17 protein-coding genes are annotated in these 15,489 nt (G+C 63.8%); 5 read left to right on the top strand and 12 right to left on the bottom strand.

Translation table 11 applies throughout. The annotated features are described in order from the left end of the window. The first annotated feature begins 18 nt into the window (after positions 1–18). Both YWC_RS30355 and YWC_RS0122250 read left to right on the top strand, forming a co-directional pair. Positions 19–396: a four-helix bundle copper-binding protein gene (locus YWC_RS30355; RefSeq protein WP_036215455.1), complete on the top strand. Its 378-nt coding sequence runs from the start codon at positions 19–21 to the stop codon at positions 394–396. 97 nt (positions 397–493) lie between these two features. After that, positions 494–1,972 carry a calcium-binding protein gene (locus YWC_RS0122250; protein WP_027867375.1) on the top strand — a complete coding sequence of 493 codons (1,479 nt, stop codon included), beginning with the start codon at positions 494–496 and terminating at the stop codon, positions 1,970–1,972. A 66-nt stretch (positions 1,973–2,038) separates the two neighbouring features. Here YWC_RS0122250 and YWC_RS0122255 read toward each other — a convergent pair whose 3' ends face one another. The 12 genes from YWC_RS0122255 to YWC_RS0122300 all read right to left on the bottom strand — a co-directional run bounded on the left by YWC_RS0122255 (position 2,039) and on the right by YWC_RS0122300 (position 12,083). After that, entirely contained in the window at positions 2,039–2,482 is a 444-nt protein-coding gene (locus YWC_RS0122255; RefSeq protein WP_027867376.1) for a YybH family protein, read from the bottom strand. A 25-nt stretch (positions 2,483–2,507) separates the two neighbouring features. Further along, entirely contained in the window at positions 2,508–3,449 is a 942-nt protein-coding gene (locus YWC_RS0122260; RefSeq protein WP_051306655.1) for a CopD family protein, read from the bottom strand. Next, a complete protein-coding gene (copC, locus tag YWC_RS0122265) occupies positions 3,450–3,815 on the bottom strand; it encodes a copper homeostasis periplasmic binding protein CopC (protein WP_036215459.1) in 366 nt (121 codons plus the stop codon). A 63-nt stretch (positions 3,816–3,878) separates the two neighbouring features. Beyond that, on the bottom strand, positions 3,879–4,241 hold the full coding sequence (locus tag YWC_RS0122270) for a copper-binding protein (RefSeq protein WP_027867379.1): 363 nt from the start codon (positions 4,239–4,241) through the stop codon (positions 3,879–3,881). A 24-nt stretch (positions 4,242–4,265) separates the two neighbouring features. Beyond that, positions 4,266–4,706: a DUF411 domain-containing protein gene (locus YWC_RS0122275; RefSeq protein ID WP_027867380.1), complete on the bottom strand. Its 441-nt coding sequence runs from the start codon at positions 4,704–4,706 to the stop codon at positions 4,266–4,268. Positions 4,707–4,745: 39 nt separating this feature from the next. Continuing rightward, positions 4,746–6,137 carry a multicopper oxidase family protein gene (locus YWC_RS0122280; protein WP_027867381.1) on the bottom strand — a complete coding sequence of 464 codons (1,392 nt, stop codon included), beginning with the start codon at positions 6,135–6,137 and terminating at the stop codon, positions 4,746–4,748. A 15-nt stretch (positions 6,138–6,152) separates the two neighbouring features. Next, a complete protein-coding gene (locus YWC_RS0122285; RefSeq protein WP_027867382.1) occupies positions 6,153–7,586 on the bottom strand; it encodes a TolC family protein in 1,434 nt (477 codons plus the stop codon). 10 nt (positions 7,587–7,596) lie between these two features. Continuing rightward, positions 7,597–7,941, bottom strand: coding sequence for a hypothetical protein (locus YWC_RS33015; RefSeq protein ID WP_156923840.1), 345 nt, complete (start codon positions 7,939–7,941; stop codon positions 7,597–7,599). Positions 7,942–8,047: 106 nt separating this feature from the next. Then, on the bottom strand, positions 8,048–8,464 hold the full coding sequence (locus YWC_RS33020; RefSeq protein WP_156923841.1) for a hypothetical protein: 417 nt from the start codon (positions 8,462–8,464) through the stop codon (positions 8,048–8,050). A 342-nt stretch (positions 8,465–8,806) separates the two neighbouring features. Next, positions 8,807–9,001: a heavy-metal-associated domain-containing protein gene (locus tag YWC_RS0122290; protein ID WP_027867383.1), complete on the bottom strand. Its 195-nt coding sequence runs from the start codon at positions 8,999–9,001 to the stop codon at positions 8,807–8,809. Between the two features lie 109 nt (positions 9,002–9,110). Further along, on the bottom strand, positions 9,111–9,575 hold the full coding sequence (cueR, locus tag YWC_RS0122295) for a Cu(I)-responsive transcriptional regulator (RefSeq protein WP_443093623.1): 465 nt from the start codon (positions 9,573–9,575) through the stop codon (positions 9,111–9,113). A gap of 9 nt (positions 9,576–9,584) precedes the next feature. Further along, positions 9,585–12,083: a heavy metal translocating P-type ATPase gene (locus YWC_RS0122300; RefSeq protein WP_027867385.1), complete on the bottom strand. Its 2,499-nt coding sequence runs from the start codon at positions 12,081–12,083 to the stop codon at positions 9,585–9,587. A gap of 232 nt (positions 12,084–12,315) precedes the next feature. On the opposite strand from YWC_RS0122300, the gene YWC_RS31765 reads away from it, so the two are divergent. The 3 genes from YWC_RS31765 (at position 12,316) to YWC_RS31770 (ending at position 15,292) form a co-directional block, all read left to right on the top strand. Continuing rightward, positions 12,316–12,717: a DUF305 domain-containing protein gene (locus YWC_RS31765; protein ID WP_027867386.1), complete on the top strand. Its 402-nt coding sequence runs from the start codon at positions 12,316–12,318 to the stop codon at positions 12,715–12,717. Positions 12,718–13,119: 402 nt separating this feature from the next. Next, positions 13,120–13,842, top strand: coding sequence for a DUF305 domain-containing protein (locus tag YWC_RS30365; protein WP_051306657.1), 723 nt, complete (start codon positions 13,120–13,122; stop codon positions 13,840–13,842). 199 nt (positions 13,843–14,041) lie between these two features. Further along, a complete protein-coding gene (locus tag YWC_RS31770) occupies positions 14,042–15,292 on the top strand; it encodes an acyltransferase family protein (RefSeq protein WP_051306658.1) in 1,251 nt (416 codons plus the stop codon). Positions 15,293–15,489 lie beyond the last annotated feature (197 nt).

A 15,489-nucleotide genomic window follows, 5' to 3' on the forward strand; every position in this document is an offset into this window, starting at 1 on the left:
ACTTCAAGGAGAAAGATCATGAACCAGAATCAGTTTCAATCGTGCATCCAGGCTTGTTACGACTGCGCCCAAGCATGCGACACCTGCGCCGCAGCCTGCCTGCAGGAGCCGGACCCGAAAATGATGGCCCGTTGCATCGAGCTCGACAATGAATGCGCGGCGATGTGCCGCCTGGCCGCGCAACTCATGAGCCGGTCGAGCGAGCACGCCATGCAGGTGTGCCAGCTATGTGCCGACATTTGTGAAGCCTGTGCGGACGAGTGTGCGCAGCACCAGGCGCAGCATTGCCAGGACTGCGCCGCGGCTTGCCGGCGCTGTGCCCAGGAGTGCCGCAGCATGGCCCAGTCGGGTTCCGGCGCCGGGACCTCCTCCGGCGCCCATGCGGCGTCCCACTGAGCAGGCAGGGCCGGCGTCCGCCGGCCTTTAGCAACGAGCAAGTCCAGTTTCAGGAGAACAGATTATGGCAAACAATATGAATACAGCAAGAGACCGAGTGGAAGCACGCCTGCAGGACGCGGGCGAGCGCGCGCTGGAGCGCGTCGCGGCGCAGCAGTCCCGGTTCGACGGCATTTCCTTCGACTTCGACGCCGGCACGGCTCCCTATGATTATGCGATCCGTGTCGGCACCGGTTCCGCCAACGCATTCCAGGGTAGCGACGCACGCGACTACCTGTGGGGGCTGGGCGGCGGCGATTCCCTGGGTGGCGGCGCGGGGCAGGACAACCTGTTCGGCGATGCGGGCAACGACCTGCTGGTCGGCGGCGACGGCGGTGACCGCCTGGTGGGCGGCATGGGCAACGACCGGCTGTTCGGCGGCGCGCAAGCCGACGGGTTGATGGGTGGCATGGGCAACGATATCCTCGACGAGGGCGACGGTCATGGCGACCTCAACGGCGGAGCGGGCGACGACATCCTGATCGGTGGCCGCGGCGCCGACGCCTTCATGATCTCGGCCGACAGCGGGAACGACGTGATCCGTGATTTCACGGCCGGCCCGGGCATGTTCGACCACCTGGCGATCAGTGGACTGCACTGGAGCGACTTGGCCTTCGCCGATACGGCCGACGGCGTCAGGATCAGCTGGAAGGGCGGCTCGGTGCTCCTGAACGGAGTGATGAAGGCCGACCTGTCGCAGGACGACTTCATGTTCGCCGATTCTCCCGAGCTTCCTCCGTCCTCGCGCCCCGCCGACGGGCCGGCGCCGGAACGCCCGACCATGAGCCAGGAAGGCCCCGCGATCGCGGGATCGGAGCGCGCGAACCCGGCGTTCGACCGGATCGCCGACGCCATGCTCCGGCGCGACACGCCGGTGGGCTTCGACTTCGCTGGCGACGAACACTATACCGTCAAGTTCGGCACGGATGGCGCCGACGGATTCCATGGCGGTGCGAGCTGGGACCAGCTGTTCGGGCGCGACGGCGACGACCGGCTGTTCGGTAATGGCGGCAACGACATCCTCCAGGGTGACGCCGGCAACGACCAGCTGGACGGCGGCGCGGGCTCCGACCGGCTCGATGGCGGCATGGGCAACGATCGGCTTGCCGGTGGCGACGGGGAAGACGAGGTGATAGGGGCGGAAGGTGACGATACGATCGACGCCGGCGCCGGCCACGACATGATCGATGGCGGCATGGGCAACGATACCATCCGCGGCGGCACGGGCGCCGATGCCTTCATGGTGATGCCCGACAGCGGCCACGATATCGTGCTCGACTTCGAAGCCAGGGGAGCGGCGCAGGGCGCCTTCGATCACATCGCATTCATCGACATCCTGCCGGAGCAGGTATCGGTACGGGACGTGGACGCCGGTGCGCTCATCGCCTGGGATACCGACGGCGATGGCTCAGCGGACGGTTCGGTACTGCTGCAGGGGGTCTACAAGATTGACCTGCGGCAGTCCGACTTCATGTTCAATGAAGAGCCGGCGTTCATCGCAGGGATCAGTACCGTCGGATCGGATTACATTTTCTGATGCGGTGCCTGCCGGACCGGTAAGGTCCGGCAGGAAGGCGGGCAGCAGTCGCCCGCCTTCCAAATGTCACTTTGCCTTGCGTGAAGACCAGTGGACGTGCACGATCGACCAGCCGTCGCCCTTCTTCTCGAGGACGGCCGTGCCTGTGCCGAACACGTGAACCGGTTGGCCGCGCGAGGTTCCGGTCGTTTCGGTTTCTTCCCAGACGATGGCGGTGTTGCCATCGATGCGCTCGGTCTGCTTCAGTACTTTCCGGGTCGAGCTCTTGGCGAACTGCATGTCGCCGCCGAGGTGGTGGCTCGCATATTCGTCGCGCGAGCGCTCGACATAGCCTGCTTCGTAGATCGCAATCTCGGGAGACAGCAGCGCGAGCGCCTTCGTCTTGTCGCCGCTGACAAGCGCTTCATGGAAAGCTGCAAGGGTTTCCTTCGGGGAGGCAGCGAAGCTGCTCGCGTGGATTCCGAGCAGGCCGGTCGCGAGGATGGTGGCTGCCAGTGATTTCTTGAACATGTGTGCTCCTTGGTATAGTTATTGTTCAGGATGCCATAGGTGGCGAGGTTGAGGTCAGGAAGGCCGCTGCAATGAGCACCGCCACCAGGACGATTGCCTCGACCTGGAGAATGCGTGCAAACCGTCCGCTTGCAGCGCGTGCCTCTTGCCCTTGCTGTTGCAGGGAGCGCAGCAGGGAAGGCATGACGACGAAGCGGTTGAACCCGCCAAGCGCCGCCGCACAGAGGACAAGCCCGATCTTGATGAGCAAGGTCGTGCCGTAAGGATTGCCAAACAGGTTCGCAGGGGTTTCCAGCACGCGCCAGGTGCTGATCGCACCGGTCACGAAAATGCCCACCAAGGCGACGGTCGCGCTGCGCGAGAGGGCGTCGACGTAGGCGGCGCAGTCGGCCCGGCTGCCGGATGCGGCATCAGGCAAGCCCCGCAGGGTGATCAGGCCCGCCACGATCACTTCGCCCACCCAGATGCTGATCAACACAAGGTGGACCCAGTCGACCGCGACGGCCCAGGTGAAGTCGCCGGCGGCGCCGGCGTGGCTGACCATGCTGCGGCTGTAGATCAGCACGCCGATCGCCCCGATACGGAGCGCGGACGTCGCTGCAGTTGCCTGGAAGCGCGCCCCGGCAGCGGAGACAGCCGCCGCCACGACGAGCGCGGCAGCACCGATAACCCACGCGAGCCCGAAGTGCGTCCCGGTGATGACCGACCGCACTGCGGGCCATGCTTCGGCAAGCGGGACTTCGGCCATGGACGCCGCCTCGATCCAGAGGATCGCGACATAGGCCAGCATCGCCGTGCCAGTTCCCGCCAGCAGGGCCGTCCGCAGGCGCGGCAGCATGGCGCGCGCCCAAGGGGAGGCCCTAGTGCGCAGCCAGAGCGTTGCGGCGCTGGCCCCGACCAGTACGGCCAGCGACAGGTTCAAAAAAGCGGTGACGGCGCGTTGCGCGGACGCGAGATCCGACTCCAATTACTTCACCTGGAACGAGAATTCGCCCTTGACCTTGTGTCCATCGCGGGTGACGGTGGTCCATTGCACGCGGTAGGCCCCCGCGTGCAGGCCCGGCGTGGTGGCGATCAGCGCCTTCGCGTCGGCGGGATCGGCAGCGATCTTCGACGGCTCCACGACCGCGCCTTTCTCGTCGACCAGTCTGACCTTGCTGAAGGGCAGTTCCAGCGGCTCGTTGAACTGCAGCCGCACTTGTGCCGGTGCGGGGCTCACGACGCTGTTGGCCTGGGGGGACGAGGCCAACAGTTTTGCATGGGCGAGGGCAGCTGGAGCGGAGACCGTCGCCACGGCCGCGGCTGCGGCAACGATGAGATTCTTGATGTTCATTTACTTCTCCTGGATCTCCTGCGCGCTATGCGTGCAGGAAGGAATGTGAGGACGGGCTTGTGATTACTGCGCTTTCTGCATCTGTACGATGGTCACGGCGCCGTTCACGCGCTCGGCTGCGAACTTTACCGTGTCGCCCACCTTGACCTGGTCGAGCATACTCGCCTCCTTCACGCGCAGGACCATGGTCATCGCGGCCATGTCGAGGTTCTTGATGACGCCGTGGCGCAGGGTGATCTTGCCGGTTTCCTTGTCGATCTTCTTTACTTCGCCATCGGTCAGCTCTGCCGCAGCAGCCGTCTCATGGCCGGCATGGGAGGCATGCGCGCCGTGCGAGCCGTGTCCTGCATGGGAGTCCTGCGCGAATGCGACAGAGCTTGCAGCGGTCATCACGATAGCCAGGGTCAGTTTCGAGAATGCGTTCATGGTGTTTCCTTTCCTTGAGTCGGTTCAGTTGTAGTGTTTGAAAACTTTGGTCTTGCCATTGGCTTGCACCAGCAGGACGTCGAACGGGTCCTTGCGCGGGCCTTCCATGCCCGGGGAGCCGAGCGGCATTGCGGGAACAGCCAGTCCCTTCGCCTTCGGCTTTTGGGCCAGCAGCCGCTTGATGTCGCTCGCCGGCACGTGCCCTTCGATCGCATAGCCCTGCACCATCGCGGTGTGGCACGAGCCCAGCTCGTTGGGGATGCCACCCCGTTCGCGATAGTCCGACGGGTTGGCGACGTTCGACTCCTTGGGCGCGAAGCCATTGGCCTTCAGGTGATCCACCCAAGCGGCGCAGCAGCCGCAGGATTCGCTCTTGAAGACCTCGATGACAGGGGCAGCCGCCATCGCAAACATGGGTGCGCACAACGCAGCGGCGAGTGCAGCCTGGCGTAACAATCGGTTCATGAGACACTCCTTTCGTACTCTGGTTGGGTCGTACTTTAGTTAGTGATGGCCCTGGTGGCCAGTCGGCTTACGAACGGTTACCTCGACGTCCGCAGGCTTCGTGGCAGGCATGGACTGGCCGCCTGCATTCTGGTTGCGGACCGCCGCTGGCGGCTCGCCCTTCCATTCGTAGGCAACCGTCCCGGCCGGGTGCTTGTACCAGCCCGGATCCTTGTAGTCGCCTGGCCTCTGGTCCTTGCGCACCTTCAGCACGGTGAACATGCCGCCCATTTCCACGCCGCCGAACGGGCCCTGGCCCGTCATCATCGGCAGCGTGTTGTCCGGCAGCGGCATTTCCATGTCGCCCATCGAGCCGCCCTTATCGCCCATCACCATGTAGTCCGGGACCAGCTTGGTGATCTTCTCGGCGACGCCACGGTGGTCCACGCCGATCAGGTTCGGGACATCGTGGCCCATGGCATTCATGGTGTGGTGCGACTTGTGGCAGTGGAAGGCCCAGTCGCCCGGTTCGTCCGCGATGAACTCGATGGCGCGCATCTGACCCACGGCGACGTCGGTCGTGACTTCCGGCCAGCGCGACTCCGGACGGGTCCAGCCGCCGTCGGTGCCAGTCACTTCAAACTCGTGCCCGTGCAGGTGGATCGGGTGGTTGGTCATCGTCAGGTTGCCGACGCGGATGCGCACGCGATCGTTCTGGCGCACGTTCATCGTGTCGATGCCCGGGAAGGCGCGGCTGTTGAAGGTCCAGAGGTTAAAGTCCAGCATCTCGTTGACGCGCGGGGTGTAGCTGCCCGGCTCGATGTCGTAGGCATTGAGCAGGAACACGAAATCGCGGTCGACCCGGTGCTGGGCCGGATTCTTCGGGTGGGTGACCCAGAACCCCATCATGCCCATCGCCATCTGGACCATTTCGTCCGCGTGCGGGTGGTACATGAAGGTACCCGGGCGGCGCGCGACGAACTCATATACGAAGGTCTTGCCTGGCTGGATACCCGGTTGGTTCAGGCCGGTGACGCCGTCCATTCCGTTGGGCAGGCGCTGGCCGTGCCAGTGGATGCTGGTGTGCTCCGGCAGTTTGTTGGTGACGAAAATGCGCACGCGGTCGCCTTCGACGACTTCGATGGTCGGGCCCGGGCTCTGGCCGTTGTAACCCCAGAGGTTCGCCTTCATACCCGGCGCGATTTCGCGCACCACGGGTTCGGCGATCAGGTGGAACTCCTTGACGCCGTTGTTCATGCGCCAGGGCAGGGACCAGCCGTTCAGGGTGACGACCGGGTTGTACGGACGGCCGTTGGGCGGCGGCGGAGGCGGCTGGGTGGCCGCGCTGGTCATGATGGGCGCTTCGGGCAGGGTGGCCGCGCCGGCGCGGCTCACCAGGCCGGCGCCAACCAGTGCGGCTGCGCCAGTGAAAAAATCTCGACGAGAACTCATTACTTGTTTCCTTGATTAATGTGCTGGGGCAGCGGCTTCAGCGCTTGCGCCGCCGGCCATGCGGACCGTGGCGCCGCCCGTACCGTTGATGGCAGCCTGCAGGTCGGTGTCGGCAATCCAGTAGTCGCGCTGCGCTTCGATGGCCGCATTCACTCCACTGATCTGCGCGCGCGCATCGGCCAGCAGCTCGAACACGCTCATGAGCATGCCGTTGTAGCGCAGCAGGGTCTCTTCCGAGATCTTCTTGCGCAGCGGGACGATCTCGTCACGGTAGTGCTTCGCCACGTCGTAGCTGGTCCGGTAGGCGGAATACGCTTCCCGCACCTGGGACCTGGCCGAGATGGCGGTATCGGCGGTGCGATGAACCGACTGCATATAAAGCGCCTCGGCTTTCGCGATGCGGGCGCCGCCCCAGTCGAACAGCGGCAAGGCAAGCTCGATCTCGTAGCCGTTCTCGCGCGGTTCGCCGGATTTGCTCGAATTCACGTACCCGGCCTCGAGCACGTTGATGAAGCCGGTGGCCTTCGACAGGCCCAGCGCGCGCGCCGTCGCTTGGGTGCTTAGCTTCGCCAGCTGGACGTCCAGACGCTGCTGCATCGCGAGCGCTTCGATATTGCCGGGTTCGCGCGGCGCGCCTGGCAGATCGGGAAGCCTGTCTGGCAGCTGGAAAGCGACGTTCGCCCCCCAGACGCCCATCAGCCTTGCCAGCTGCTCGCGTGCGGCCGTCGCGTTGTGGCGCGCACGCGCGAGCTGCGTGGTGGCTTCGGCGGAGAATGCCTGCTCGCGCGCCTGGTCGAGAGCGCTCAGGTTACCAACCTTGGCCATGCGCGTTGCCAGTTCGGCGCTCGCCTGCGCGGCCTCGCGCACCTGCTCGGCGTAGCGGGCGGACTGCGCGGCCGCGACCGCATTGAACCAGGCCTTGCGCGTGTCCGCAGCAGTGCGAACCGCTTCGGTAGCGGCAACGAGCTTCGCACTTTCGAATCGGCGCCCTTCGATGTCCCGGCGCAGCGGGATCGTGACCAGCCCGACCAGATCGAACATGACGCTGCGTTCGATCTCGGTTTCCTCGTGACCCTTCATGCGGCCAAAGCTGAAGGACGGGTTGGCCATCCGGCCAGCCTGTACCAGGTCGGCTTCGGCAACGCCCAGTTCGGCAAGCGACGCACGCAGGCCGCGGTTGTTGAGCAGGGCAACGCGCACTGCATTGTCAGCAGACAGGGGCTGCTTCAGCAGCGCGGACAGTTCTGCCTGCGCCTCGGTTTCCGCACTCGTACCGCGCGGCAGACGGATGTCCTGGCCGATGCGCTCGGTGGTCATGGACGACACGGCGTCGAGGCCCCCGTCCTTGGAGAAGGTGGCGCAACCGCTGAGCGTGAGGGCAATGGCGCCGATCACGATACTGCGAAGGGCCGGGCCGCGAAAGGCTGGGTGTTTTTGTATTGTTCTCATCGGCTTCGACTCAATGATGCTTGTGTTGATCCTTGGATGGGGCGACCGGCGGCGCTTGGCGTGCTGCGTCGTTGGCAGGTGCGGGGACCGGCGCGGCAGCTGGGGCGGAGTGGCTGCCGTGGCCGGCGTGACCCGCCTGGCCCGCAAGGGCATCATTGGCCGCGCGCCAGGCCTTGTCAGGCGTCTGGTTGCTGTTCGCGGGCGGGACGTGGCCGGTCAGCACAGATTCATACACGGTCGCAGGCACGGCGACCGACGGATCGGCCGGGTCGGGCGTACGAGGGGACTGCTGGGCCTGGGCTCCAAGCGCAGCAGCGGACAGGGCGGCAAAGGCAGCCCACAGCTTGAGTTTCATTGTTCAATCCTCAAAATCGGTTATGAGGTGCGCAGGGGCACCAAACTCCAAGGCGCTTCGCTGCCGCGGCTAGGTGCCGGCACGAAGGCTTGGTCGATTAAGTGGATTACTGCCGTGGAGGGCGTTGCGGGCCGTCCGGGATGAAACCGGCGACAAGGTCGGCAGGGGCGGCAACGACCGCCTCCGATCCGTCGAAGCTGGGGACGGAGAGCGAAGAAGAGGGAGGAGCAACGGCACCGATACAGAATGCCGAGCAGGCGCTGCAAGAGGAGTGCGAAAGCTTCCCGGTCTTGGTATCGGAAGAATCGCCGTCCGCTGCAGTGCCGGCCGAATCCATGGCGTGCATGCCGTGGTGCGCGTGCGGATCATCGGCGGCAGCGTGCGAACCGTGGTCAGTTAACTGTGCTGCGCCAGTGTGTTGCTGAACCGGTGCGCAGGACATGCTGACGGACGCAGCCACCGCGTGCAGCGGAAGTGCGGCCATCAGGAGCCATACCAGCAATGTCGTGAGCAGACGGTTCATAGGTGCGGCGAGTATAGCACGACAGTTTTCGCGTTGTAACAGGTTTAAGCCTGAGCAAAGTCCGTCGGAGACCCTCAATTTGTAGCTAAACGTAAGTTTGCGGTGCGCCTCTGAACGCTTGCAGTGCGCGGGCAATGAAGCATCGCGGCAGCCTGGATCTGAAGACAACGGCAAGGCCTTTCCTTGTCGATAATCGGGAGCAGGCGGCTGCCGAGAATGACCTTGGCGCCGATTGCACGACGCTAGCTTCCGGATCAGAGTTCTGCGACACGAAATCGCCTGAATGAGGGGTGCCCACATTTTGAGGGCACCGCCGGTGTCACCCGGTGAGCCTGGGATTGGTCAAGACTCCCGCGGCGGGAAGCCAGCGTCGCGAAGCGCTTCGGCGATCTGAGTCCGTGGCGCGGAGGTTTCAACTGTCACGAGCCGCGCCGGAGGATCGGTAGCGACAACCGCATGCGCATCGACCGACTGGATGGCCTTGGTGACGCTACGCGCGCATCCGCCGCAGGTCATGTCGTCAAGATGAAATTGCATGATAAAACTCCTTTTTCAATGTGAACCGTCAGCATAAGGGTTGCCACGGTTGGAAGGTCAAGCGTCCCGCCTCGTCGCCACGCCGGCGCCGGCGCCGGCAGGCCAAGGATTAAAGGCTCACTCCGGCCGGGTGCCGCTGCAACGCACCGGTGCGCTGATCTGGCTCCTCAGGATTGTCGCCCGGCAGCGCCAGGTTGGCCAGGATGGGACAATCAGGGCGCTCATCACCGGCGCAGCAGCTGACCAGCGTTCTCAGGGTGTCTACCATCTGCTGCATGGCCGCCATCCGTCGCTGCAGGTCGAGGATATGTTCCTGCGCCAGGCGCTTGACGTCCGCGCTGTGCCGCAACTTGTCGTTCCACAGGCTGAGCAGGTCGCTGATCTCCGCGACCGAGAACCCCATGTCGCGCGCGTTACGGATGAAGTGTAGGCGGTGGATGTCCGACGAAGTGTATGCCCGGTAGCCGGAGTGGGTCCGGCTGGCCGGAGGAATCAGGCCGGTCTGTTCGTAGTAACGAATCATCTTGGCCGATACTTTCGATGCCTTGGATGCTTCTCCGATATTCATCTTCATTCTCCTTTCTTATCCAGCGGTGCCGCCGGACGCCATCATCGGTGCCCTGAACTGGCGCAAACGCAAAGCATTGCCCAGCACGAAGACGCTGGACAGGGCCATGGCGCCGGCCGCAAAGACCGGGGACAACAACAGGCCGAAAGCGGGATACAGCGCCCCCGCAGCTACGGGAATCAGGGCCGTGTTGTACGCGAAGGCCCAAAACAGGTTCTGGCGAATGTTCCCGATGGTGGCCTTCGACAGGGCGATGGCGTTCGGGACGCCCTGCAGGCTTCCCGACATCAGCACGACGTCGGCCGATTCGACAGCAACATCGGTGCCGGTGCCGATCGCCAGTCCGACGTCCGCTTCCGCCAATGCCGGCGCGTCGTTGATGCCGTCTCCGACGAAGGCGACCCGGCCGTGGGCGGCTTTCAGGCGCCGCACCGCTTCCACTTTTCCCGCCGGGAGCACCTCGGCCACGACATCGTCGATGCCAAGGCGTCGGGCAATCGCCTCCGCCGTGCGCCGGTTGTCGCCGGTGATCATCGCCACTTTCAGGCCCAGCCCGTGCAGGGCCGCGATGGCGGCCGGCGTCCCAGCCTTGATCGGATCTGCTACTGCGATGATGGCGGCAAGGCGCCCGCCGATGGCCGCATACAGCGGCGACTTTCCTTCGATGGCCAAACGCTCGGCGGGATCGGCGAAGACGCCGACGTCCATGTCCAGCGAGCGCATGTAGCGGTCGGCGCCGACCTGAACTTCGATCCCATCTACCGTCGCGCGCACGCCCATCCCGGTTACGGAGTCGAAATCGGCCAGCGCGGGCAGTGCAATCCCTTCCGCAGCCGCCGACTCGACGATGGCGCGGGCGATCGGGTGCTCCGAGCGGGACTCTACTGCGGCAACCATCGCCAATACCTCGGCGCGGTCGAATCCAGGTGCGACTTCGAGATCGGTCAGGGCAGGGCGCCCTTCAGTCAGGGTGCCGGTCTTGTCGAGCGCCACGACCCGTGCATCCTTGAGCAGCTGGAGCGCCTCGCCCTTACGGAACAGGACGCCCATCTCCGCCCCGCGTCCGGTACCGACCATGATCGAGGTCGGGGTGGCCAGGCCCATCGCGCAAGGGCAGGCGATGATCAGTACGGCCACGGCGTTGACGATCGCGAAACTCAGCGCCGGCGAAGGCCCGAACGCGAACCAGACCGCGAAGGTGAGCGCGGCGCCGAGCATGACGGTCGGGACGAACCACAGGGTGACCTTGTCGACCACGGCCTGGATCGGCAGCTTGGAGCCCTGGGCCTGCTCGACCAGGCGGATGATCTGGGCCAGCATGGTCTGTGCGCCGACGGCGGTGGCGCGCATCCTCAGGCTGCCTTGCTGGTTGACTGTGCCGCCCACGACGCTGCTGCCGGCGATCTTCTCGACAGGAACCGGTTCGCCGGTGATCATCGACTCGTCGACGTAGCTGCGGCCTTCGGTCACCTCGCCGTCGACCGGCACCCGCTCGCCGGGACGGACCTCGACCAGTTCGCCGAGTGCGACCTCGGCCACCGGAATATCCACGACACGGCCATCGCGCACCACGTGCGCGTCCCTGGCCTGCAAGCCGACCAGGCGGGTGATGGCTTCCGAGGTGCGTCCCTTGGCGCGGGCCTCCAGATAGCGGCCCAGCAGGATCAGTGCCACGATGACCGCCGCCGCTTCGTAGTACACGTTGACCGTGCCGTCGGGTAGCATTCCTGGCGCGAAGGTCGCGACGACGGAGTAGCCGAATGCGGCTGCCGTACCGACTGCGACGAGCGAATTCATGTCCGGCGCCAGGCGTAGCAGGGCGGGCAGGCCCTTATGGTAGAAACGCCGGCCCGGAACGGCCAGCACCAGCGCGGTCAGCACGAACTGCAGGTACCAGCTCGCCTGCATGCCGATCGTAGTCATGATCCACTCGTGAACACCCGGAATCAGGTGCGAACCCATCTCGGCGGCAAAGACGGGCAGGGCGAGGACGCCGGCCAGGATCAGGTCGCGCTTCAGGGCCGCCTGCTCCGCGTCTTTCTTTTCCGCGGCTTCATCGTCGGCGCGCGCGGCGGCATCGACCGGCCGCGATGCGTAACCGGCCTTGTCGATCGCCGCCACCAGGCTTTCGACGCTGGCGACGCCGCGGACCGTGGCGCGCTCCGTAGCCAGGTTCACCGTTGCCTGTGCGACGCCCGGCACTGCAGCCAGTGCGCGCTCGACGCGGCCGACGCAGGAAGCGCAGGTCATCCCCTCCACCGCCAGTTCTACCGTGCTGGCGGGGACGTCGTAGCCGACCTTCTCGACGGCCTTGACCAGTGCCATCCGGTCGACGCTACCGGCCGGTCGGACTTCCGCCCGTTCAGTGGCAAGGTTGACGGAAACACGTTCGACACCCGGCACCTTGGCCAGGGCCGCCTCCACCCGTCCCACGCAACTTGCGCAGGTCATTCCCTCGATGGGCAGGCTGATCGTCGTCGTGCCGCGTGCACTCGTCGTGCTGGTCAAGCTCATGCTCCGCTCCAAACTCTAAATTTACATGCGACTAGTCTAAAGCTTGCCATCGTGGGAAGGTCAAGGGGGGCGCGACGGACAACAGGAAAAATTTCGGCTGGGAGAATGCGGGGCGGCGTGGGGCTCCTAGGTGTGGTACCGCACAGCGCGCTTGCATGCGTCTGTCCGATCATGGCACGAGCACGTGCGGCGAAGGGCGCTGCACGAACCAACACATCAAACGGAGGCGGCCATGAAAACCGTTCAGTCTCGAGTTCTATCTGCAGTAGGTGCCGTTGCGCTGGTCCTGGGTATGGCCGGAAGCGCGTTTGCCCAGGCCGGGCACGCTCAGCATGGCTCTGCTCCTGCAGCCGGCAGCCAGCAGCATGCAGGGAGCGGCCACGAAATGATGCAGAGCATGGAAGCAATGCACCAGAAGATGTCGAGCATGAAAATGACTGGCGACCATGACCATGACTTCGCGATGATGATGCGCTCGCACCACCAGGCTGGCCTCGACATGGCGCGCGCCCAGCTCAAGAACGGCAAGGATCCGGAGATGCAGAAAATGGCAAAGAAAATAATCGCGGACCAGACGAAGGAAATCAAGAAACTCGACGATTGGATGGCCAAGCATGACCGGTCCGGAAAATAAGCACGGACGGAATATAAGCTAAATAGCGAGTGCAGCGCGCCAAAGGCCGATGCTGATAGCCTTGGCACGTTGCACCGAATTCCTCCTGTGCCAGTGGAGATGACGGTGCTGTGCAAGTTCCCGCCGTTTCAAGCTGCTTCCCGTCCTGCGATGACTGCACGCGTGCCCTCCCTCGCCGCCGGGTAAAAGCACCATCGCATACGCAGCCCCCATTTGCTTCCTATGGAACTCGACTCGCCTGCGCGCGTCTGAGCTCATTAGCCGCTTGCCGCCCATGTTTCGGCCATCAGTGAAGCGAAAGCGGCCCCGTGGGGGCTCGACAGCATGCGACGGAACGCATCGGCGTGCCGGCTTGGTAGTTCCCATCCATTGACCACCTAAACTTGCTCGTGGAGGGATGACATGGACGCGTTGGACACGAAGTTGGGCCGCTTTCAGGCATGGGATCAATCACGCAAGCTCGCCGGAAAGGCATTGCTGGGCCTTGGGATACTAGCCGCTGCCGTTGGCATGGCCCATGCGGATGGGCCGGGCAGAGGGAACACCGCGCAGTTCGAGAAGAACTACCTCGTTTTCATCATCGACCACCATTACTCGGCGCTGCGCATGACTGAGCTCGCGGCTGGAACAGACCCGATGCGCGATCCCCAGATCGTCAATCCTCAGGAAGGGACATCGCCAACGCCGGGGTTTGGCGCGACGCCGGCCAAGGCTAGCGACGACGAGATCAGGTCGATGGCGCGCATGGGAAACCGCGAGCAGAGAGAAGAAATTGCTCGAGCCCAGCGCATGCTCAGGGAATGGTACGGTATCCAGCATCAACCGCAGCTTTCAGCCGACGGTCGCCGCATGATTGCGATGCTGGATGCTGCCCAGGCCGGCACCCAGTTCAACCAGGTCTTTCTGCGTTCGTTCAGCAACCATCACCTGAGCGCACTCGCGCCAAGTCTTCACTGTACGGTCAGGAGCGACATCCAGCATGATAGCTTGCGCCGTTACTGCGAGAACATCGTGATCGTTCAGAAAAACGGCATCAACGATATGAGGGAGATGCTGTGCAAGAAATATGCGGACTGCGGGTTCGTCCCGGCGGCCGGCCACAAACGGAAGGACGGGGAGGGTTAGCAAGTACGGGGGCTGCAGAAGCTTCGTGATGTTGGGAAGTGGTTGAAAGGTGGTAGTGCTCGAAATGGCTGGCACGCAATTCTCGAGCACATTTGGACGGGGTCACTGACGCGATGCACCCGGCCTTGGGACTGGTCAGAATGCCAACAGCAGTTGGCTTATATAGTGATTCCAGGCCCATCTCCGGTAAGACCACGTCATGCCCAAAATCACCATTCTTGAGAAAACGAATCTGCAGGAAGACTGTTGGCACTCCATGTTGATCTCGCTGCTGAGAGGGCTGGCCGCGCTGCAGGTGGCTGCGGCACACCTGCGCGCCCAGGTCTATCCCGGATTCGGTACCGTGGAGAGCCCACCTTTGCTGTTCCAGGGACTGGCGTTCAACACGGGCTTCGCCTACCTCGCGGTGATCGTTTTCTTCGTTCTCAGCGGCTGGCTCGTCGGAGGCAGTTTCCTCAACAAGCTCGATTCGGACCGCGCGTTTCGACATTACGCGATCGACCGCGTGTCGAGGCTATGGGTTGTACTCGTGCCGACCTTCGTTGTCGTGCTGCTTGCAGGTGCTGCACTCGGGGTGCTCGATTCGACCCGCATGTCGTTTGCGGCAAGCGAGCCCTACTCGGTTAGTGCCTTCATCGGCAACATGATCGGCTTGCAGACGATTTTCGTTCCTGAGTTCGGCGGCAACTTTCCCTTGTGGAGCCTGGCGAACGAGACCTGGTACTACGTGCTGTTCCCGTTGCTGGTGTTGGTGTTCCGCGGCAGGACGACCACGGCACGTATTGCGGCAGTGCTGGCCATCGTCGCCATCGTCCAGATGTTGAATAGCGCCATCGTGCTCTATTTTTCGATATGGCTTCTTGGGGCAGCGTTCTCGCGGGTAAAGTTTGAAGCAGGGAAGGGGTTACGCTGGGGGCTGCTGCTTGTGCTGATCGGCAGCGCGGTCTACATTCGGATGAAGGGGAGAAGCGACATTACGCCGGAGAGCTATCTCCAGTATCTTCTGTTCAGTCTGGTTTTCGTATTGTTTCTGTCCAGTATGCAATTCAAACGCCCGCCCAACCGACTGCTTGACCCGCTGGACCGCATCGGACGGTTTTTCGCGAACTTCTCATTTACCCTTTACGTGCTCCATGTGCCGATGATCGTCGTGATGATGTCGTTCACCTCTTCGCTATACGGAATCGGCCAGCTCTCGCCCCACATCTTTTCTCATTATTTCGTCTACGCCGCCATGTACTTGTTGCTGGTGGTAGGCGCATATTGTTTCTACCTGCCGTTTGAGGCAAATACCGTGCGCGTGCGCCAATGGCTGAAGACGCAGTTCTTTGCACGCGTGGGCACGGTTCGCCCTTGGGCGGCAGGCTACCGTCACCGGCTTGATGTAGTGTTCTCATTCGGAGCGGTAGATCCAGGACCAGGTCGAGTCGAATCGGCGGCGGCCTGGTAAGCCCTGTGGGAATGGCCAGAGGTGTCCTCGGCGCCAGGCGGTTGGGCGCCGGGCCAAGCCGGCGCCGGCTTGACTGTTCGCATGACTCGGGCAGAGCGAGTAGCGAAGTCGGCGGAGATCCTGGCGTTGCAGCCGACTACCGACCAGGTCCGGCGAACCTCGCATTCAATGCTGATCTCGTTGCCGTGATCCTCCCG

It is taken from the genome of Massilia alkalitolerans DSM 17462, assembly GCF_000427785.1.
Classification (GTDB): Bacteria; Pseudomonadota; Gammaproteobacteria; order Burkholderiales; family Burkholderiaceae_D; genus Telluria; species Telluria alkalitolerans.

Excerpts from the sequence above, each read along its gene's own strand:
- YWC_RS30355 (WP_036215455.1), top strand. The coding sequence starts at position 19 with ATGAACCAGAATCAGTTTCAATCGTGCATCCAGGCTTGTTACGACTGC.
- YWC_RS0122255 (WP_027867376.1), bottom strand. The coding sequence starts at position 2,482 with ATGTTCAAGAAATCACTGGCAGCCACCATCCTCGCGACCGGCCTGCTC.
- copC (WP_036215459.1), bottom strand. The coding sequence starts at position 3,815 with ATGAACATCAAGAATCTCATCGTTGCCGCAGCCGCGGCCGTGGCGACG.
- YWC_RS0122270 (WP_027867379.1), bottom strand. The coding sequence starts at position 4,241 with ATGAACGCATTCTCGAAACTGACCCTGGCTATCGTGATGACCGCTGCA.
- YWC_RS0122275 (WP_027867380.1), bottom strand. The coding sequence starts at position 4,706 with ATGAACCGATTGTTACGCCAGGCTGCACTCGCCGCTGCGTTGTGCGCA.
- YWC_RS0122280 (WP_027867381.1), bottom strand. The coding sequence starts at position 6,137 with ATGAGTTCTCGTCGAGATTTTTTCACTGGCGCAGCCGCACTGGTTGGC.
- YWC_RS0122285 (WP_027867382.1), bottom strand. The coding sequence starts at position 7,586 with ATGAGAACAATACAAAAACACCCAGCCTTTCGCGGCCCGGCCCTTCGC.
- YWC_RS33015 (WP_156923840.1), bottom strand. The coding sequence starts at position 7,941 with ATGAAACTCAAGCTGTGGGCTGCCTTTGCCGCCCTGTCCGCTGCTGCG.
- YWC_RS33020 (WP_156923841.1), bottom strand. The coding sequence starts at position 8,464 with ATGAACCGTCTGCTCACGACATTGCTGGTATGGCTCCTGATGGCCGCA.
- YWC_RS0122290 (WP_027867383.1), bottom strand. The coding sequence starts at position 9,001 with ATGCAATTTCATCTTGACGACATGACCTGCGGCGGATGCGCGCGTAGC.
- cueR (WP_443093623.1), bottom strand. The coding sequence starts at position 9,575 with ATGAAGATGAATATCGGAGAAGCATCCAAGGCATCGAAAGTATCGGCC.
- YWC_RS0122300 (WP_027867385.1), bottom strand. The coding sequence starts at position 12,083 with ATGAGCTTGACCAGCACGACGAGTGCACGCGGCACGACGACGATCAGC.
- YWC_RS31765 (WP_027867386.1), top strand. The coding sequence starts at position 12,316 with ATGAAAACCGTTCAGTCTCGAGTTCTATCTGCAGTAGGTGCCGTTGCG.
- YWC_RS30365 (WP_051306657.1), top strand. The coding sequence starts at position 13,120 with ATGGACGCGTTGGACACGAAGTTGGGCCGCTTTCAGGCATGGGATCAA.
- YWC_RS31770 (WP_051306658.1), top strand. The coding sequence starts at position 14,042 with ATGCCCAAAATCACCATTCTTGAGAAAACGAATCTGCAGGAAGACTGT.